Here is an 18,295-nt window from a genome sequence, read left to right on the forward strand (position 1 = left end):
GGCCGCGGCGCAGGCCTGGGCGGGCGGAATCGCCGCCTGCGCGCGGGCGCATAGGCTCAAGGCCAAAACCGCCGTCACGATGCCCCCAAATTTCACGCCGCCCCCACGAGACCCTGCGCCCGATCCCATCACGGCGCGATGTTCCGGCAAGCCATATCGCCCCAAGGCTGCAATGACGAGTGTTTAATGTCGGGGAGAGACAAAGCGCCTTGCTCACGTCCTCCTGCCGCCCACCTTGGTTTTGCCCCCTTATGGACAATTCATAAAAAGGAGATTGGAAATGCGTTCCCTTTGGCTGGCTACGGCCGCTTTCATCGTCGCCGGTGGCATCGCCTGCGCTCAAACCACGCCGTCTCCCATGGCGCCAGGCGGCGGCACGATGTCGCCTATGCAGCCCCCCGCGATGTCGCCCATGCAGCCCCCCGCAGGGCATGACCAAGCCACCCGATATCTGCAACGGGCCCGCACGGCGATCCAGCAGCATCGCAGAGCCCAGGCCGACACGATGCTGAGCAATGCCGAAACCATCATGCTGACACGCTCAGTGCCGCAATCCACCGGCCCGGCCGCTGACAACTCCCCCCGCGTGACGGCGATCGAGAACGCCCGCGCCGCGGTGAAGCAGGGCAACTGGAGCGCCGCGGCGCAATATACGGACGAGGCGCTCTCCCATCACGCCACGGCGAACGGGGTGCCCCCTGGCGCGATGGCGCCCCCCAACGCCCCGATGGCGCCGATAACGCCGATGGCGCCGCCGAACAGAACCGTGCAATAAGCGCACCGCCTTACCCAAAAATCGGACAGGGATGGGCGCCGCAGGGCGCCTATTCCGTTTTGCCCCTCGCTTTTGCGCCGCAATATCGCTATGCGGGGGGCCGTAGAACTTCGTCCAGGCATTTCCATGGATCGGTCGCCCCGCGCTTGCGGGCCGGCTGGCCTATTATTGCTGTTAACCAGTCAGGCCCTTTTATGTCAGTACCGAATATTCGCAACATCGCCATCATCGCCCACGTTGACCATGGCAAGACGACGCTCACCGACCAGCTGCTGAAGCAGTCCGGCGCTTTCGCCGCGCACCAGGCTGTGGCGGAACGCGCGCTTGACCGCAACGACCTCGAGCGAGAACGTGGCATCACCATTCTGGCGAAAGTTGCTTCGGTGGTCTGGAAGGACACGCGAATCAACATCGTCGACACGCCGGGCCACGCCGATTTCGGCGGCGAAGTAGAGCGCATCCTGAACATGGTGGACGGGGCGGTCCTGCTCGTGGACGCCGCCGAAGGCGTGCTGCCGCAGACCAAGTTCGTGCTCGGCAAGGCACTCGCCCGCGGCCTGCGCCCGATGGTCGTCGTCAACAAGATCGACCGTGGCGACGCCCGCCCGGACGACGTGCATAACGAGATTTTCGACCTGTTCGCGGCGCTCGACGCCACCGAGGAGCAGCTCGACTTCCCGATGCTGTTCGCCTCCGGCCGCCAGGGCTGGGCGGTGCCGGACCTGGACGCCCCGCGCGAGAACCTGAACCCGCTGTTCGACCTGATCCTGAACCATGTGCCGGCACCGAAGCTCGACGCCGAAGCCCCCTTCGCCATGGTCGCCTCGATCCTGGAGTCCGACAACTTCCTCGGCCGCGTGCTGACCGGCCGCGTCGAGCAGGGCCGCGCCACCGTCAACATGCCGGTGAAGGTGCTGCGCCTCGACGGCACGGTGGTGGAAACCGGCCGCCTGACCAAGCTGCTCTCGTTCCGGGGGCTGGAGCGCGTGGCGGTGGACGAGGTGAGCGCGGGCGACATCGTCGCCGTCGCCGGCCTCACGGATGCCACCATCCCGCACACCATCGCCGCGCCGGAAGTCGCCAGCCCGCTGGCCGCCACGCCGATCGACCCGCCGACTTTGTCCATGACCTTCCGCATCAATGACGGCCCGCTGGCCGGGCGCGAAGGCAAGAAAGTAACCTCCCGGCAGATCCGCGAGCGCCTGTATCGCGAGGCGGAAGGCAATGTCGCCATCCACATCGCCGACAGCACCGAGACCGACGCGTTCGAAGTGTCCGGGCGCGGCGAACTTCAGCTCGGCGTGCTGATCGAGACCATGCGCCGCGAAGGTTTCGAGCTCACCATCGGCCGTCCGCGCGTGCTGACCCGCACCAACGAGGCCGGCGAGCGCGAGGAGCCGTATGAGGACGTGCTGATCGACGTCGACGAGCCTTATGCCGGCGCGGTCGTGGAGAAGATGTCCCGCCGCAAGGGCGAGATGACCGATTTGCGCCCCTCCGGCGGCGGCAAGCAGCGTTTGACCTTCCGCATCCCCGCGCGCGGCCTGATCGGCTATCATGGCGAGTTCCTCACCGACACCCGCGGCACCGGCGTGATGAACCGCCTGTTCGCCGGCTACGGCCCGTGGAAAGGCGCGATCGAGGGCCGCCGCAATGGCGCGCTGATTTCCTCCGAAGATGGCGAGGCCGTGCAGTACTCGCTGTTCTCGCTGCAGGAGCGCGGCACGCTGTTCGTCAACCCCGGCGACAAGGTCTATGTCGGCATGATTCTCGGCGAGCACAGCCGCGAGAACGACCTCGACGTGAACCCGGTCCGCGAAAAGAAGCTCACCAACATCCGCGCCGCCGGCAAGGACGAAGCGCTGCTGCTGGTGCCGCCTCGCAGGATGTCGCTGGAAGAGGCGATCGCTTATGTCGAGGATGACGAGCTGGTGGAGGTCACGCCCTCGGCCGTGCGCCTGCGCAAGAAGCATCTCGACCCGAACGCCCGCAAGCGCGCCGAGCGCTCCGCCGGCGACGCCGCCTGACCAAAAAGCCCGGCCTCGGACATCCCCCGGTCGAAAAGACATAGTTCATAATTTTTGACACGAGTGTCGCTTAAACACCCCTCACGCAGGGGTGTTTTTTTGTCTTGCGTGTCGCAGCCGGCAGTTCCACTGGGCATGGCAGCGCAACTGACCGGTTCGGAGCGCGAAGCCTTGCAGACGGCCGTTTCGGTCGTGGCGCTAGGCCTCACCCCCGATGGGGATGGTGAAGTGGAAGGCGGTCCCGCCTGACGTGCCGGGCGAGGTCCATAAATGCCCGCCATGGGCTTCGATGATCGACCGGCAGATCGAAAGCCCCATGCCAAGGCCGTCGGACTTGGTGGTGAAGAAAGGTTCGAAGATGCGCTGGGCCATGGCCGGATCAAGCCCCGGGCCGGTGTCCTCGATCGTAACCTCCATATGATCCGGCGCGGCGACGCCGGCCGACACGGTCAGTTCCCGCCTGCGGCCGGAGACCGTGGCCATGGCTTGGATGCCATTCATGATCAAGTTCAGCAGCACCTGCTGCAGTTGGACCTTGTCGCCCAACACCAGCGGATCGTCGGCGGACAGATCCAGGTGCAGCACGACGCCGTGCTGCTGCAATTCACCACGGGTGAGCACCAACACCTCCTCGATGGCGTCATGGATGTCGAGCTTGGTGAGTTGCGGCCCGGATTTCCGGGCGAGCGCCCGCAGGCTGCGAATCACGTCGGCGGCGCGATGAGCTTCGCGCACGACGCGCGCGGCAGCATCCCGGGCTGAAGCGAGGTCAGGCTCCTCCCGATTCAGCCAGCGCAGGCAGGCATTCCCGCTGGTGGCGACCGCGGCCAGCGGTTGATTGACCTCGTGAGAAATGGAGGCGAGCAGTTCCCCCATCGTCGTCAAGCGCACGGCTCGGGCAAGATCCGCCTGGGCGTCCCGCAACGCCTCCTCGGCTTGTCTTCGCACGGTGATGTCCATGACCGTGCCGACGAATTCCGGATCACGGCCCTCAGCGCTGTCAGGCTGGCCAACCGTCTGCAAATACTTGATCGATCCATCGGGCCAAACGATTCGGTACTCATGCTGAAACCGGCCTTGCTTGCGCGCGGCATCGGCGAGAGCCTGCTTAAACGCAAGTCGGTCTTCCGGGTGTACCCGCGCCATGAAGGTCGTGTACGATGGCTGCGTTGCCATGGCGTCAAAACCCCAGATGCGGAGGAGTTCCGCCGACGAGGAAACCGCTCCGGTGCCGACATTCCAGTGCCAGTTGCCCGTGCGGCTGATCTCTTGCGCCTGGGCGAGCGACGCCTCGCTTCGCCGCAAATCTTCCTCGGCACGCTTGCGGTCGGTGATGTCGATCACGGCCTCGGCATAATACGGTATGCCGGCCGCCACCGGGGCCACAAAAGCACTGGCATCCGCCCAGATCACACGCCCATCCTTATGCCGGTAGCGCTTCTCGACATGGTGCGGGTAAGGTTCACCCGCCGCGCGTGCTGCGATACGTGCCGCGGTGGCGGCGCGGTCATCCTCATGAACGATGTCCAGGGGCGAGAGGTTGCGCAATTCTGCCTCGGAATAGCCGGTCATTCTCTGAAAAGCCCGATTGGTGGCCACATAGCGCCCGTGTGGCCCCGTTAATGCCACGCCGACCGGGACACTTTCGAACAGATTGCGCCAGCGTTCCTCGTTTATCTTCAATTCAGCGTAGAGCCCGGCATTCTCTAAAGAAATCGCCGCTTGTGACGCCAACAATTCCAGAACTGAGATCCGCGCGGGTGTGAACACATTCGATGCCAGCTTGTTCTCGAGATAGAGCGCGCCGATCAGCTTGGCCTGCTTGACCAGGGGCAAACAAAGCACCGAGCGTGCGTGTGTCTGCTGGACATACGCATCCGCCGTGAATGGGTTCGGCGCCGAAGCGTCATCCAAAATAACACTATGATGCGTTCTGATCACGGTATGCAGCACCGTCTCGGGCAAGGCGGAAGATGTCACGGGCGCCGGCTGGAGTGTAACTTCGATGGAAGTGCCGGTGGTTCTAGCCTCCGCCTCGATCTGCGGCATGTCGTCGCGCAGCAGCAACAGCAGCCCACGCTCGGCGCCGGCATGTTCAAGCGCGATTGTCATCAGTGTTTCCATCAGCCGGTCAAGCACGATTTCCCCCGAAACCGCCTGCGAGGCCTTGATCACGGTGGCAAGGTCGAGATGCGCGAGACGCGCCTCGATCGTGCCGGTCGGCGCGGGCGTCGGCTCCTCCGGCCTGAGCTCGGGATAGTGTTCGTCGAGTTGTCGCACCTTGCCGAGCGCACCCCAGCTAAGATAGCAGTTTCGGGCATTCAACAGATAGACGCCGGCGAACGTCTCATAGCCGCGCGCCGCGTAGAACCGCGCCGCTACCTCATAGGCTAAGCCCTGGTTCTGCACGAAACCGTGCTTGCGTGCGGCCTGAATCGCCTGCTCATAAAGCGGCATGGCATCATCGAGGGGCCGATCCTCAAGCCGGGCGATTTCGGCGTCGACCAGAGAGACGGCGCTCGTGAAGGTTTCGGGGACGCTTTGCGCCCACACGCGAAGCTGATCCCGGTGCTCCGTGATACGGGCCATCCACGCGCCACGCCGTGCCGGTGGTTCGGTCGTGGCGAGTGCGGCTAATGTGAGTGCTGCATAGAGGTGAAAATCCAGGAGCTGGATCTCTCCGGACGATGCCCAGAGCAACGGCTGCGCCTTATCGATCGCGTCGCGCGCCTGCGCGTAATCGCCTGACAGGAAGCGTGCGCCGATCTTGAGGATCCAGTACCAGACAACCATCGTGGTCATCCGATCCGCGGTCAATGCGTCCTCGAAGGCGCGTTCGTCGAACACCGCGTCGCTGAAAGTGGACAGGTTCGCGGTCTTGCCTCGCATGGCGGCAACGAAACGCTGTTGGCTCACGATCATATCCTCGCCGTCGTGAAACCCGATCTTGGCAACGAAATCCATGAATCTCTCAGACTCGTGCCATACGTCATCCAGTGTGCTTCCGATGAGAATACGGCGTATGATGACTTGCGCGGCGCTGTTTGCCGCGAAGATCAGATTGCCCGTCTCGACGCCGGTGCGAAAGGCTGTCCGAAAGTACTCGATCGCCGTTGCAAGGGGCTGCGTCCAGGAGACGATTTCTCCCATCGCGTATTGCACTTTCACGACATCAAAGTTGAAGCCCCGCTTTTCGACGAGGTCAAGTGCGAGCCTGGCAAACCGACAACCGTCGTCGTAACGGTGGAATGCATAGCACTGCAGCCAGCCGAACCAGGCAAAGCCGTGCGTAGAGGCATCCATTATGCCATGTTCCAGGCTCAAATTCACCATCTGGCAGACTTGCAGATTAAACAAATTGGGGTCTGTGAAAAATGCCGGAGACGTGCAGGCCGCCAGCACCCGCATGGCGGCCTGAGCCTCCGCCGCCGTGGCCTTGGGCAGGTCAATCAGGCTTTCGATCTGTCGATCGCCGAGCTGCTGCCATATCTTCTCATATTCTGCGTTGACGTCAGCGCGGCTGGGATGCGCGGGCATCTCCATGCCGAATAGGCTCAGGCACTCAAGCGCACTGTCTACGGCTTGAGGATGCTCAGATTTCATCACATGCAGGTCTATTTTCAGCCGATACACAGCGGCCTTGTCGATCCTCAAATCCGCGCGCCGAAGGAGTTCCGCGATGAGCTTTCGGGCGTCGTCGAAACCGCCGGAAAGGAGCATGCATTCCGCATGTTCGAGCGCGAGCCTGAAGGTCAGGTCATAACATGCCTCCCAACCCGACGGGCCCACCAACGCCATGCCGGTGCCAAAATAGCGGCATGCTGCGGCGTAGGCCGTCGATGCCTTCGCCTTGATCCCGGCGCGCCGATTGAGATCCGCCACCTGTTCCGCCTCGTCTCGATCGGATATGAGCGCGGCGGCGTTGTTGAACTGGTTGACGACGTCAAAAATTTGCTCGGTGATTTCCCTATCGCTTAACGCTGCCAAAAGGCAGCGGCCGATCCGCAGATGCGTGACGGCGCGCTGGTCGACCGGGATCAGCGAATAGGCGGCTTCCTGGATACGGTCGTGCAGGAAGAGATAGCTTCCGTCCCGGCGAAGAACGAGCCCAGCCCGTACAGCGTCCCACAATTGGGCATCGATGCTCCCGTCGGCGTCGCCTTGTATCATGGCGAGGGTGGCAGTTTCCGCTGTGTTCCCCAGGCAGGCCAGCAGTTTCAAACCATTTTGTGATGTTGGCGGCAGCCGCATCAGCTTGCCCGCCATGAGCTCCACCACGTTGTCCGTGTAACTCCTGGCGCGAATGCGATCGATGTCCCATCGCCAGGCTGGCGCGCCGCGGTCCAACGTGAGCAAGTCTTCGTCGGCCAGCGCTGTGAGGAACTGAATCGCGAAAAACGGATTGCCACCGGTCTTCTCGTGCACCAGCCGCGCCAAGGGCCGCGCGCGCTCCGGCTGGCAATGCAAGGCATCGGCGACGAGGCGGGTGACATCATCGAGTCTGAGCGGCGCCAATACGAGTTCCTGGATCCGCGCGCCGGCACTGCGGATCGCCTGGAGCGCGCGCATCAGCGGGTGCGCGGGTCCGACCTCGTTGTCCCGATAGGCACCCACCAGCATCAGGTGCCGCACCTCAGAGTTCGTGACCAGCTGCGCGAGGAGGTCGAGCGTCGCCGTGTCCAGCCACTGCAAATCGTCGAAAAACAACGCGAGCGGGTGCTCCTTGCGCGCGAAGACGCCGAGAAAGCGCCGGAACACCATCTGAAAGCGGTTCTGTGCGTCCTGCGGCGGCAGGTCCGCGACCGGGGGCTGTGTTCCGATCACGAGATCCAGCTCGGGTACCAAATTTACCATAAGCTGACCGTTCGCGCCCAGCGCCTCGCTCAGGGCATCCCGCCATTGGCCAAGCTCCGCCTCTTTCTGGCCCAGGATCTGGCGCACGAGGCTCCGGAACGCTTGGGCCAGGGTGGCGTAGGGAATGTCGCGCTTGTACTGGTCGAACTTGCCGGACGCGAACAGGCCACGCGGCGGCACTAACGCCTTATGCAGCTCGTTCACCACCGAGGATTTGCCGATCCCGGAATAGCCGGACACCAGCACCAGCTCGGACGTACCGCTGGCCACGACCCGGTCGAACGACGCCAACAGGGTTTCGGTCTCGCGCTCGCGGCCATAGAGTTTTTCAGGAATCAGCAGCCGGTCCGGCACGTCCCACTGCCCCAACGGGAAAGGCGCGATGGCGCCGGTCGCCAGCCATTCCGCCAGGCCATGCCGCAGATCCGCCGCCAGGCCGGCGGCGGTCTGGTAGCGCTCGTCGGCGGTCTTGGCGAGCAGCTTCATCACGATCGCCGAAAGCAGCCCGGGGATTCCGGCGCGGTGCGCGGCAGGGGGCACTGGTTGCCGGGCAATATGGCAATGCACCCATTCCATCGGATCGGCCGCCGTGAAGGGCAGCATTCCCGTCAGCATCTCGTAAAAAATAACGCCGAGCGCATAAAGATCACTGCGGGCGTCGATCGAGCGGTTCATTCGTCCGGTCTGTTCCGGCGCCATGTAGGCCAGCGTGCCGGCGATGATCTCGGGTGGCGCGGGCGCCTGATGCTCGCGGGGCAGCCGTGAGGCGATGCCGAAGCCGGTGAGCCACACACCGCCGCTAGCCGTGTCCACGAGGATGTTGGCCGGCTTCAAGTCCTTATGAATCAGCCCCCTTGCGTGCAACCGGCCGACCGCCATCGCGAGCGGCACCGCGATGTGCAAAAAATCCGCCACCGCCATCGGCTGGCCGAGCAAGCCCTCAAGCAGTTCGCCGCCAGGATCGGCCAGCACCAGCATGAGCCGCCTTCCACGCCGGAGGAGGTCAACCGGCACTGCCGCCCAATCGGCGTCGAGATCGGCCCGCAGCGCGTATTCATGCTCGAGGCGCTGAACTGAGCCGGGCGATTGCGGTTCCCCGGGAGGCGTCACCAGCAGGATCGGTGACAGCCCGTCGCCGTGTCCCCGGTGCAGTGTGGATGAGCCCTCCCGCAACAGAGAGAGAGCGTAGGCCGAGAGTTCCGTCACAAGCTGCCTTCCACCGGCGCCGGCAGCAGCTGCATTCGCTCGTGGACGACGCCATCAATGCGGAGTTCGAAACCATTCTACCAAAGCATGGCGGAGTTTGCGAACGCAAAGGGGCTAAAACGAGAGGCAACAGGATGCTGGCTCTTGGGCGCGAAGCCGCCGCCCCTCATTGGCCACACTGCGTTGCTATTTATAGCTGTATAGGCCGCCGGCGGATCCGAAAAGCGATAGAGGTCACCCAGCGACCTCTTGGCGTTCGCGTTCAGCCGCCGTGTCTGACGACCTCGACCCTGCATTTTGACGTCCATGCCCCCGCTCACCCCGCGAGCCGGTGGTCTTTGCCGCAACTTTTTCAGAACAGGAAGGCAATTGACACGAGCAGAGATTGTGATGCATCGCAAAGCAGATTTCCCAACAGCCCCGCGAGAAAATATAACCAGGAACGCTTCGCCGATGTCTGCAAAAGCAAGCACGATCCGGCCCCTCGTCGCATGGCTCGCTTTGGGACTGAGTTTCGGCGCCACCGCCTCCCATGCCTCCGACCCGCTTCCGAGCGACACCATCGCGCCGCCGGCCGATGTCAACATCGCCCTGTTCTACAACGAATTCACCAATGCCGGGGCATTCGGCAGCGCGGGGGGTGGCGGCACCGTCAGCCGGAACACGCATATCTCCACGAACATCCTGGTCGGCCGCTATATCCGTACCTTCGATGTCGCCGGGCTGCTCTCCGGCGTGGACGTGTTCGAGGAGTATGTCAGCTTTATCGGCAGCCAGCATGTCGGCATCGGCAACATCCCCGCCGGCGCGTTGGGGAGCCTGGGCCCGGGTTACGGCGCGCTCTCGGCGCAAAGCGGCTTCGGGCAGTCCAATATCGGAATCTTCACCTTCCCCGTCGACGATGCGGCGACCGGCACCTACCTCGTCTTCCACCCGTGGATCGCGCCGCCGATCAGCAGCTTCAACAGGAATGCCGCGCTCAATCCGGCACAGGATGGCTGGACTTACGAGATGGAAGCCGGCCTGTACAAAACGCTGATCGGCGCGCCGACTGCGCGCAACCTTGCGATCTCGCTGTGGGGCGAGGCCTATCTGTTCAGCCCGAACCACGATTCCGCCGATGTCAGCCCCACAATCTTCGCCGACAACATTCCGCCGCTCGCGTCGTTCCTCGGCGTACGCAATCCGGTGCAAGCCTCGAGCGCCCTGCCCGCGAGCTTCCACGAGCAGCCGTCGGAGGAATTGCGCGTCTACCTGCCCTATGAATTCTACCCCGCTACCGCCGCGGTGATCGCGCCGGGCCTCTTCCAGAGCTTCGGCGGCAAGCAGACCTACACGCTGAGCAACGGCGTGACGGTGGACAGCGGCAACCGCACCAATGAAACGCAACTGCGCCTGGTCGCCAGCAGCTTCGTCTCGCCGACCGTCAATGTCACGCTGGTCGGCGAATACGACGTCGCCAACCACGGCGGCCCGCTGCAACGCGCCTTGCTGCTGCGCGTGGCGAAGTTTTTCTAAGGAGGAAGGCAAGCGCTACTTTTTGTGAACAAAAAGTAGCAAAAAAACTTTGTTAACGCTGGGCTATGGGCGTTGTCCCAGACACAGCCCATAGCCCAGCATAATAAAAGTTTTTGCGCCGCTTTTTTCAAAAAGCGGCCACTTCCTACCCCTCATCCACAGTCCGGCGAGTCGATTTCAGCACGGATCGGCGGGCCTTCCCCTCAAGCCGTCGTTTCTTGGATCCCCGAGTTGGTTTGGTGGGGCGCCGGGGTGGCGGGGGCAGCGCGGCGGCCTCCTGGATCAAGGCGATCAGCCTTTCAAGCGCATCGTCGCGGTTGCGCTGCTGCGTGCGGTAGCGTTGCGCCGTGATGATGAGCACGCCGTCTTTGGTCGCCCGGCTTCCGGCAAGGCGCAGGAGCCGTGCCCGCACATGATCGGGGAGTGAGGGACTGTGGGCAGCATCGAACCTGAGCTGCACGGCCGTCTCGACTTTGTTGACGTTCTGCCCCCCGGCCCCGCTCGCCCGGAGGAAATCCTCATGCAGTTCCGCCTCATCGAGGCTGATGCTGGCCGTGACGCGAATCATGAAATTGGCTCGACCTTGTTGATGTTCCGGCCGGCGGCTCCCCGGAAAAACCCACGATAACGCGAAAAAGCCGGTGCAGGGCACCGGCTTTCCAAAAATGACCAAGCGCCGGCCGAAACGGCCGGCAAGGCTTCAAGCCGCCTTGGCTTCCTTCTTGGCGATGGCGCGCTCCAGACGGCGCTTCAGGGCCAGGCCTTCCACGGTCAGCTTGCGGTCGCTCTGGCCGAGCAGGAACGCATCCAGTCCGCCATTATGCTCGAGCGTGCGGATCGCACGGGTCGACAGGCGCAGGCGCACATTGCCCAGCACTTCGGAGAGCATCACGGTCTCCTGCAGGTTCGGCAGGAAGCGCCGGCGGGTCTTGTTGTTCGCATGGCTGACATTATTGCCAGTTTGCACGGTCTTTCCGGTCAGGTCACAACGGCGGGCCATAGCTCTATCCTCAAACGACGCAAAAAACGCAAAGCGGGCTGGCAGGGGCCAGCCCGGAATTTCCGGGCCTTATGGGCCAGAATCACCCCGCGGGTCAAGCCTCTCCGGCGTGATCCTTGCCGGCTTTCTCGTGCATTTCGCCTGATTCGACGCTGGCGATGGCATTATTCAGGATCTGCACGATCACATCGTCCGGGAGCGTGCGGCTGAGCAGGCCCATCGCGCCGCCCAGCAGCGCCGAGGCGATCGCGAGCGAGCTGACATTCTGCCCCATCATGTACTCGATTGCCTTATCTACCACCGATCCCGCAAGGTTCAGGTCCCGTTCAGGCGGCGCTTGTCTGTCTTCCATAGTCGATTCCATCAGAGATTAGGTGTCTATCTGGTTGCTCCCGCGCCCCTTACCAGCGGGAGCGAAATTATTCCGTGACCTCGGAGACCGATTTCAGCAAGGCGACGGCATCCGGCCCGGCAATGTCCGCCGCCTCGTCCAGCTCGACCTGGGCCGCCCACATGCCGGCATAAACGCCGCCCATTTCAAGCAATGCCGCGTGGCTGCCGCGCTCGACGATCTCGCCGGCCCGCAGCACCAGGATTTCATCCGCGTCGGTGACGGTGGACAACCGGTGGGCAATCACCAGAGTCGTGCGGTCATAGGCCACCCGGCGCAGAGCCGAGCCGATCTCCTGCTCCGTGGCGGTATCCAGCGCGCTGGTCGCCTCGTCCAGGATGAGGATTCGGGGGTTTTTCAAGATCGTGCGGGCAATCGCCACACGCTGCTTTTCGCCGCCGGACAGCTTCAGCCCGCGTTCGCCGACCTTGGTGTCGTAGCCCTGGGGCAACGACACGATGAAATCATGGATCTGCGCGAAACGCGCCGCCCGTTCAATCTCTTCCTTGCTCGCCCCGGGCCGGCCATAGGCGATGTTATAAAAGATCGAGTCGTTGAACAGCACGGTATCCTGCGGCACCACGCCGATGGCGCCGCGCAGGGAATGCTGCGTGTAGTCGCGCACATCCACGCCATCCACCAGGACCTGGCCCGACACCGTGTCGTAGAAGCGGAACAGCAGCCGGCTGATGGTGGATTTGCCCGAGCCCGTCGGCCCGACGATCGCCACCTTGTGACCGGCCGGCACCGTGAAGCTGACCCCTTTGAGAATCTCGCGGTCGGGGTTGTAGCCGAAATGCACGTTCTCGAACCGCACTTCCGAGGGTGCCCCCTGCGGCGCCAGAGATTTCGCGCCGGGCCGGTCGGTGATCTCCTGGTTAACGCGCAGCAGCGAGAACATCTGCTCCATGTCCACCAGACCCTGATTCACCTGCAGATACACGAAGCCCAGGAAGTTCAGCGGCACATAGAGCTGCATGAGATAAGTGTTCACCAGCACGAACTGGCCGACCGTCATGGTGTGGTTCGCCACGCCGCGCGCCGCCATGATCATCATGACCGCGAGAGCGAGCGAAATGATCGTGGCCTGGCCGATGTTCAGCGCGTTCAAGGAGACCTGGGCCTTCACCGATGCTTTTTCATAGCGCGCCAGGCTTTCGTCGAAGCGCCGCGATTCGTGCGCCTCATTGCCGAAATATTTAACCGTTTCGAAATTCAGCAGGCTGTCGATCGCCTTGGTCTGCGCCTCGTTGTCGGTCTCGTTCATGGTCCGGCGGAATTTCGTGCGCCAGGCCGTGAAGGTGAAGGTGAAGACCATATACATGCCGACCGCGGCAAAGGTGATGACCGCGTACCAGGCATTGAACAGATGCCAGAGCACGCCCACGGTGAGCAGCAGTTCGATGACCGTCGGCAGAATGTTGAACGTCGCCATGCGCAGCACGTTCTGGATGCCGAGCGTGCCGCGCAGGATGATGTTGGAGAGCCCGCCGGTCTGCCGGTCCATATGGAAGCGCATCGCCAGGCCGTGCAGATGCTCGAAGGTCTGGCGGGCGACGACGCGGGAGGCGCGCATTTGCACCGCCGCGAAAATCGCGTCGCGCAGTTCGCCGAACCCGGCCGCGGCGATGCGCACCAGCGCGTAAGCCACGATGATCGCCGCCGGCACCATCAGCGGCCCGGTCTTCGGCGTCAGGTGATCGATCGCATGCGAATACAGGATCGGCACATAGACCGTCGCCACCTTGGCCAGCAGCATGGCAATGCTGGCCAGCACCAGCCGCACCCGCAAGCCCGGCGCATTCTTCGGCCATAGATACGGCGCCAGCGACCAGATGGTGGACCACGAACCGCGCGGCGGCTTGTCAGCGGCTTTTTTCGGCCCGGCATGGGGGTTGGCAGGAACGGCGGAACGGGTCATGTCTGCGACATGGCATCTGACGCGCCGCTTGCAAAGCTCCTTCATCACATCTCTGCCGTCCACAACGCCGCTCTGCCGGGCGGCCGGCTGGGTTTTTACGCCGGCCCGCACCATATCGGTTATCTGCGTCCCGACCTCGCGGCCCGACTGGCGGCGCGAGAGCCCCGAATCACCATCGCCGCGGGGCGGGTCACGCTGCCGCTGGAATTGCTGCCGCACCTCAACGACTTGGCTTCCGCCCTGGCGATTCCCACGCGTTCCGAGAATTTCGACATCCGCGAAACCGCCGACAGCCCGGTGCTCGGCGTGCTGGACCGGGGCGCCCTGCCCAGCTTCGGGGTGATCGGCGTCGGCGTGCATCTCAACGGTTTGGTGCGCCGCGCGGATGGCTGGCATGTCTGGATCGGGAGGCGCGCCGCCGACAAGAAACTCGACCCCGGCAAGCTCGATAATCTGGTGGCGGGCGGCGTGCCGGCCGGGCTCACCCCCTTCGAAACCCTGCTCAAGGAAGGCGCGGAAGAAGCCGACTTGCCCGAGGCGCTCACAGCCCAGGCACGGCAGGTGGCTCGCTTCTCTTATGACATGGAGCGCGCGGAAGGGCTGCGGCGGGACGTGATCTATGCCTACGACCTGGAGCTCCCGGAAGATTTCCAGCCGCACCCGAGCGACGGCGAGGTCGAGCATTTCGATCTCTGGCCCCTGCCCCGCGTGCTGGATGTCCTCTCCACCACCGACGAGTTCAAATTCAACGTCGCCCTGGTGCTGACCGATCTGCTGATCCGGTTCGGCATGATCGAGGGCCAGGATGCCGCGACGTTGCGCGCCGCGCTCGACCAGCAATAAAGGAAGGAAGAAAGCGCTACTTTTTGTGAACAAAAAGTAGCAAAAAAACTTTATTTACTCTGGACCATGGGCGTTGTCGGCGACACAGCCCATGACCCAGCATAACAAAAGTTTTTGCGGCGCTTTTTTCAAAAAGCGCCTGCTTTCCTTCCTTTCCCTTGACTTCCCCATCTCCCCGGCGCAAGAGCGGCGCTGGCTAAAACGCCGTGCTGCGAGGGTTCGCACCACGGCGCACTTTGCGTTGTGGAGTATTTGGCACCATGTTCGACTCGCTGTCGGGCAAGCTTTCCGGGGTTTTCGACAGGCTGCGCCGCCGCGGCGCGCTGAGCGAAGAGGACGTGGCCGAAGCGCTGCGGGAGATCCGTCTCGCGTTGCTGGATGCCGACGTGGCGCTGCCGGTGGTGAAAGACTTCATCGCCGAGGTGCGGAGCAAGGCGGTGGGCGCGGAAGTGCTGCGCTCGGTCTCGCCCGGCCAGATGGTGGTGAAGATCGTCAACGACGCGCTGGTCGAGGCGCTCGGCGGCGCGTCTGTCCCGCTCAACCTGCTCGCCCCCGCCCCGGTGCCGATCCTGATGGTCGGCCTGCAAGGCTCCGGCAAGACGACGACTTCGGGCAAGCTGGCGCTGCGCCTGCGCACCCGTGAGCGCCGCAAGGTTCTGCTCGCCAGCCTGGATACGCAGCGCCCCGCCGCGCAATTGCAGCTCGAACAGCTGGCGCAACGCGCGGAAGTGACCTCGCTGCCGATCATCCCGGGCCAGACCCCGCTGCAGATCGCCAACCGCGCCATGGATACCGCCCGGCGCGAGCTCTATGACGTGGTGATTCTCGACACCGCCGGCCGCCTCTCCATCGATTTCGCGCTGATGGAAGAGGTCAAATCCATCCGCCAGGCGGTCAACCCGGTGGAGACCCTGCTGGTGGTCGACGCCATGACCGGCCAGGACGCGGTGACCACCGCCACCGCCTTCAACGACGCGCTCGGCATCACCGGCATCGTCATGACCCGGCTGGACGGCGATTCCCGCGGCGGCGCGGCGCTCTCCATGCGCAAGGTCACCGGCGCGCCGGTCAAGCTGGTCGGCCTCGGCGAGAAACTCGACGCGCTGGATAATTTCGACCCCGAGCGCGTGGCCGGCCGCATCCTTGGCATGGGCGATATCGTCGGCCTGGTGGAGCGCGCGGCCGAGACGATCGACAAGGACGAGGCCGAAAAGCTCGCCAAGAAGATGGCGAAAGGCAAGTTCGACCTCGAGGACTATGCCTCCCAGCTCAAGCAGATCTCGAAAATGGGCTCGCTCTCGGGCATCCTCGGCATGCTGCCGGGCATCGGCAAGATCAAGCAGCAGATCGAGGACGCCAATCTCGACACCACCATGTTCAAGCGCCAGGCCGCGATCATCGGCTCGATGACGATCGCGGAACGGCGCAATCCGGACATCCTCAAGGCCAGCCGCAAAAAGCGCATCGCCGCTGGCTCCGGCACCTCGGTGCAGGAGGTCAACAAGCTGCTGAAGCAGTTCGACGACATGTCCACCATGATGAAGCGGATGAACAAGATGGGCGGCCAGCAGGCGATGATGCGCCAGATGCAGGCCGCCATGGCGCAACAGAAGGGCGGCCGCCGGCCGTTCTGATCCCCCTTTACGTTTTAACCTCAGGAGTATTCATGTCTCTCAAGATTCGCCTTGCCCGCGCCGGCGCCAAGAAGCGTCCTTTCTACCATATCGTCATCGCCGACTCGCGCAGCCCGCGCGACGGCCGCTTCATCGAGCGCGTCGGCACCTACAACCCGATGCTGCCGGCCGACCACGCCGAGCGCGTGACCTTGGTGACCGAGCGCCTGACGCATTGGCTTTCCAACGGCGCGCAGGCGACCGACCGCGTCGCCCGCTTCCTGGGCAAGGCCGGGCTGATCGCCATGCCGGTCTATACCGAGCAGCCGCAGAAATCCGCGCCGAAGAAGAAGGCGCAGGAACGCGCCGCCGAGCGCGCGAAAGCGGCCGCCGCCGCCTGAGCACGGAGGATAGGTGACCGACCGGTTGATCCTGATGGGCGTGATCGGCAAGCCGCATGGCGTGCGCGGCCTCGTGCGCGTGAACAGCTTCACCGCCGAGGCCGACGCCCTGGAGGCCTACCCGCTCACGGACCGCACGGGACGGCGCTTTGCGCTGGCCTGGCTGCACGACAATGTCGCGCAGCTGAGCGAGGTCACGCCCCACGGCAAGCGCCCGGTCACCGACCGCACCGAGGCCGAGACGCTCACCAACCTGGAACTGTTTGCGCCCCGCTCCGCCTTGCCTGAAGCCGACGCGGAAGAGTTCTATCTCGCCGACCTGATCGGGCTGAGGGCGAGGAGCGAAGCCGGCGCGGAGCTTGGCACCATTGCCGCCGTGCATGATTACGGCGGCGGCAGCAGCCTGGAGATCATGCCGGGCAGCGTGCTGGTGCCCTTCACCCGCGCCGCCGTGCCGGTGGTGGATATCGCGGCCGGCCATGTCATCGTGGTCCCGCCGGCGGAAGTGACGGTGGCCCCATGACCTGGCGCGCCGACATTCTCACGCTCTTTCCTGCGATGTTCCCCGGCCCGCTCGGCGAATCCCTGGCGGGCAAGGCGCTGGCGGACCAGACCTGGTCGCTCAAAATCACCGACATCCGCGATTTCGGCCTGGGCCGGCACCGCAGCGTCGACGACACGCCGTTCGGCGGCGGGGCGGGGATGGTGATGCGGCCGGATGTGGTGGATGCGGCGATCGGCGCCGTGGCGGACGACCGGCCGTTGATCATGCTCACCCCGCGCGGCGCGCCGCTCACGCAGAAACGCGTGCGCGAACTCGCCGCCGGCCCCGGGGCGATCCTGCTATGCGGCCGGTTCGAGGGCATCGACCAGCGCGTCATCGAGGCGCGCGCGGCCGAGGAGATCAGCATCGGCGACTATATTCTCTCCGGCGGCGAACTCGCCGCCCTGGTCCTGCTCGACGCGGTGATCCGCCTGCTCCCCGGCGTGATGGGGGCAGCGGAGAGTGCTGAGGAGGAAAGTTTTTCCACCTTGCTGCTGGAATACCCGCATTACACCCGCCCGGCGGTCTGGGCGGGGCGCGCCGTGCCGGAGATTCTGACCTCCGGCAACCACCGGGCCATCGCCGCCTGGCGGCACGCGGCCGCCGCGCAAGCCACCAAAATCCGCAGACCGGACCTTTACGACCAATACATTGCATCCGGCGCGCCTGCGCCCTAAACCGCTACCGAAAAGGAATTTTTGTCATGAACACCATCCAGACCATAGACGCCGAACAGATCGCCAAGCTCACCGCGGGGAAGACCATTCCGGCTTTCGTCCCCGGCGACACTGTGCGCGTCAACGTCAACGTGACGGAAGGTGAGCGCACGCGCGTGCAGGCGTTCGAGGGCGTGTGCATCGCCCGCACCAACCGCGGCATCAATTCCAGCTTCACCGTGCGCAAGATCTCCTATGGCGAGGGCGTGGAGCGCGTGTTCCAGCTCTATGCGCCGACCATCGCGGAAATCCAGGTGATGCGCCGTGGCGATGTGCGCCGCGCCAAGCTCTATTACCTGCGTGGCCGCCGCGGCAAATCCGCCCGCATCGCCGAGAAGGCGCGCGAAGTCGAGACCGCCGCGCCGGCTGCTGAGTAAGCAAGCACGGAGGGGGCTCTGCCCCCTCCACCCCCGCTAAGGGCGGAGCCCTTAGAACCCATTAGCAAGGGTTATGGAGGCGGGGGCACGGGTGTTCCAACGCCCGTGC

The 18,295-nt window shown here is 64.1% G+C and carries 14 protein-coding genes; 9 read left to right on the forward strand and 5 right to left on the reverse strand.

Features of this window, described 5'->3' with window-relative positions:
* Positions 1–280: 280 nt before the first annotated feature.
* On the forward strand, positions 281–775 hold the full coding sequence (locus VNC39_RS08585) for a hypothetical protein (RefSeq protein WP_325398179.1): 495 nt from the start codon (positions 281–283) through the stop codon (positions 773–775).
* 194 nt (positions 776–969) lie between these two features.
* Positions 970–2,802: a translational GTPase TypA gene (gene typA, locus VNC39_RS08590; protein WP_325398181.1), complete on the forward strand. Its 1,833-nt coding sequence runs from the start codon at positions 970–972 to the stop codon at positions 2,800–2,802.
* Between the two features lie 198 nt (positions 2,803–3,000).
* Here the strand turns inward: typA and VNC39_RS08595 are convergent, their stop codons facing one another.
* Positions 3,001–8,862, reverse strand: a complete 5,862-nt coding sequence (locus tag VNC39_RS08595) for an AAA family ATPase (RefSeq protein WP_325398183.1) — start codon at positions 8,860–8,862, stop codon at positions 3,001–3,003.
* A 453-nt stretch (positions 8,863–9,315) separates the two neighbouring features.
* Here VNC39_RS08595 and VNC39_RS08600 point away from each other — a divergent pair, with 453 nt between their 5' ends.
* On the forward strand, positions 9,316–10,380 hold the full coding sequence (locus tag VNC39_RS08600) for a hypothetical protein (protein WP_325398185.1): 1,065 nt from the start codon (positions 9,316–9,318) through the stop codon (positions 10,378–10,380).
* A gap of 145 nt (positions 10,381–10,525) precedes the next feature.
* On the opposite strand, the gene arfB is transcribed toward VNC39_RS08600, so the two are convergent.
* From arfB to VNC39_RS08620, 4 genes are all read right to left on the reverse strand, one after another.
* Entirely contained in the window at positions 10,526–10,948 is a 423-nt protein-coding gene (gene arfB / locus VNC39_RS08605) for an alternative ribosome rescue aminoacyl-tRNA hydrolase ArfB (protein ID WP_325398187.1), read from the reverse strand.
* Positions 10,949–11,080: 132 nt separating this feature from the next.
* A complete protein-coding gene (gene rpmB / locus VNC39_RS08610) occupies positions 11,081–11,380 on the reverse strand; it encodes a 50S ribosomal protein L28 (RefSeq protein WP_325398189.1) in 300 nt (99 codons plus the stop codon).
* A 94-nt stretch (positions 11,381–11,474) separates the two neighbouring features.
* Positions 11,475–11,732 carry a hypothetical protein gene (locus VNC39_RS08615; protein WP_325398191.1) on the reverse strand — a complete coding sequence of 86 codons (258 nt, stop codon included), beginning with the start codon at positions 11,730–11,732 and terminating at the stop codon, positions 11,475–11,477.
* A 67-nt stretch (positions 11,733–11,799) separates the two neighbouring features.
* Positions 11,800–13,692: an ABCB family ABC transporter ATP-binding protein/permease gene (locus tag VNC39_RS08620; protein ID WP_325398193.1), complete on the reverse strand. Its 1,893-nt coding sequence runs from the start codon at positions 13,690–13,692 to the stop codon at positions 11,800–11,802.
* 9 nt (positions 13,693–13,701) lie between these two features.
* Between VNC39_RS08620 and VNC39_RS08625 the strand changes: the two genes are divergently transcribed.
* The 6 genes from VNC39_RS08625 (at position 13,702) to rplS (ending at position 18,186) form a co-directional block, all read left to right on the forward strand.
* The gene (locus VNC39_RS08625) at positions 13,702–14,535 is read left to right on the forward strand and encodes an NUDIX hydrolase (RefSeq protein ID WP_325398195.1); all 834 of its coding nucleotides are present in this window, start codon (positions 13,702–13,704) and stop codon (positions 14,533–14,535) included.
* A 260-nt stretch (positions 14,536–14,795) separates the two neighbouring features.
* Entirely contained in the window at positions 14,796–16,169 is a 1,374-nt protein-coding gene (gene ffh, locus VNC39_RS08630; protein WP_325398197.1) for a signal recognition particle protein, read from the forward strand.
* A 32-nt stretch (positions 16,170–16,201) separates the two neighbouring features.
* Positions 16,202–16,549, forward strand: a complete 348-nt coding sequence (gene rpsP, locus VNC39_RS08635) for a 30S ribosomal protein S16 (protein WP_325398199.1) — start codon at positions 16,202–16,204, stop codon at positions 16,547–16,549.
* A gap of 34 nt (positions 16,550–16,583) precedes the next feature.
* Positions 16,584–17,072 (forward strand): ribosome maturation factor RimM, encoded by a 489-nt coding sequence (gene rimM / locus VNC39_RS08640; protein ID WP_408840431.1) that lies wholly within the window; start codon positions 16,584–16,586, stop codon positions 17,070–17,072.
* Positions 17,069–17,770 carry a tRNA (guanosine(37)-N1)-methyltransferase TrmD gene (trmD, locus tag VNC39_RS08645; RefSeq protein ID WP_325398203.1) on the forward strand — a complete coding sequence of 234 codons (702 nt, stop codon included), beginning with the start codon at positions 17,069–17,071 and terminating at the stop codon, positions 17,768–17,770. Before rimM ends, trmD begins: the two co-directional genes overlap by 4 nt.
* A gap of 26 nt (positions 17,771–17,796) precedes the next feature.
* Positions 17,797–18,186 (forward strand): 50S ribosomal protein L19, encoded by a 390-nt coding sequence (gene rplS / locus VNC39_RS08650; protein WP_325398205.1) that lies wholly within the window; start codon positions 17,797–17,799, stop codon positions 18,184–18,186.
* Positions 18,187–18,295 lie beyond the last annotated feature (109 nt).

This window comes from Acidocella sp., assembly GCF_035535915.1.
Taxonomy (GTDB): domain Bacteria; phylum Pseudomonadota; class Alphaproteobacteria; order Acetobacterales; family Acetobacteraceae; genus Acidocella.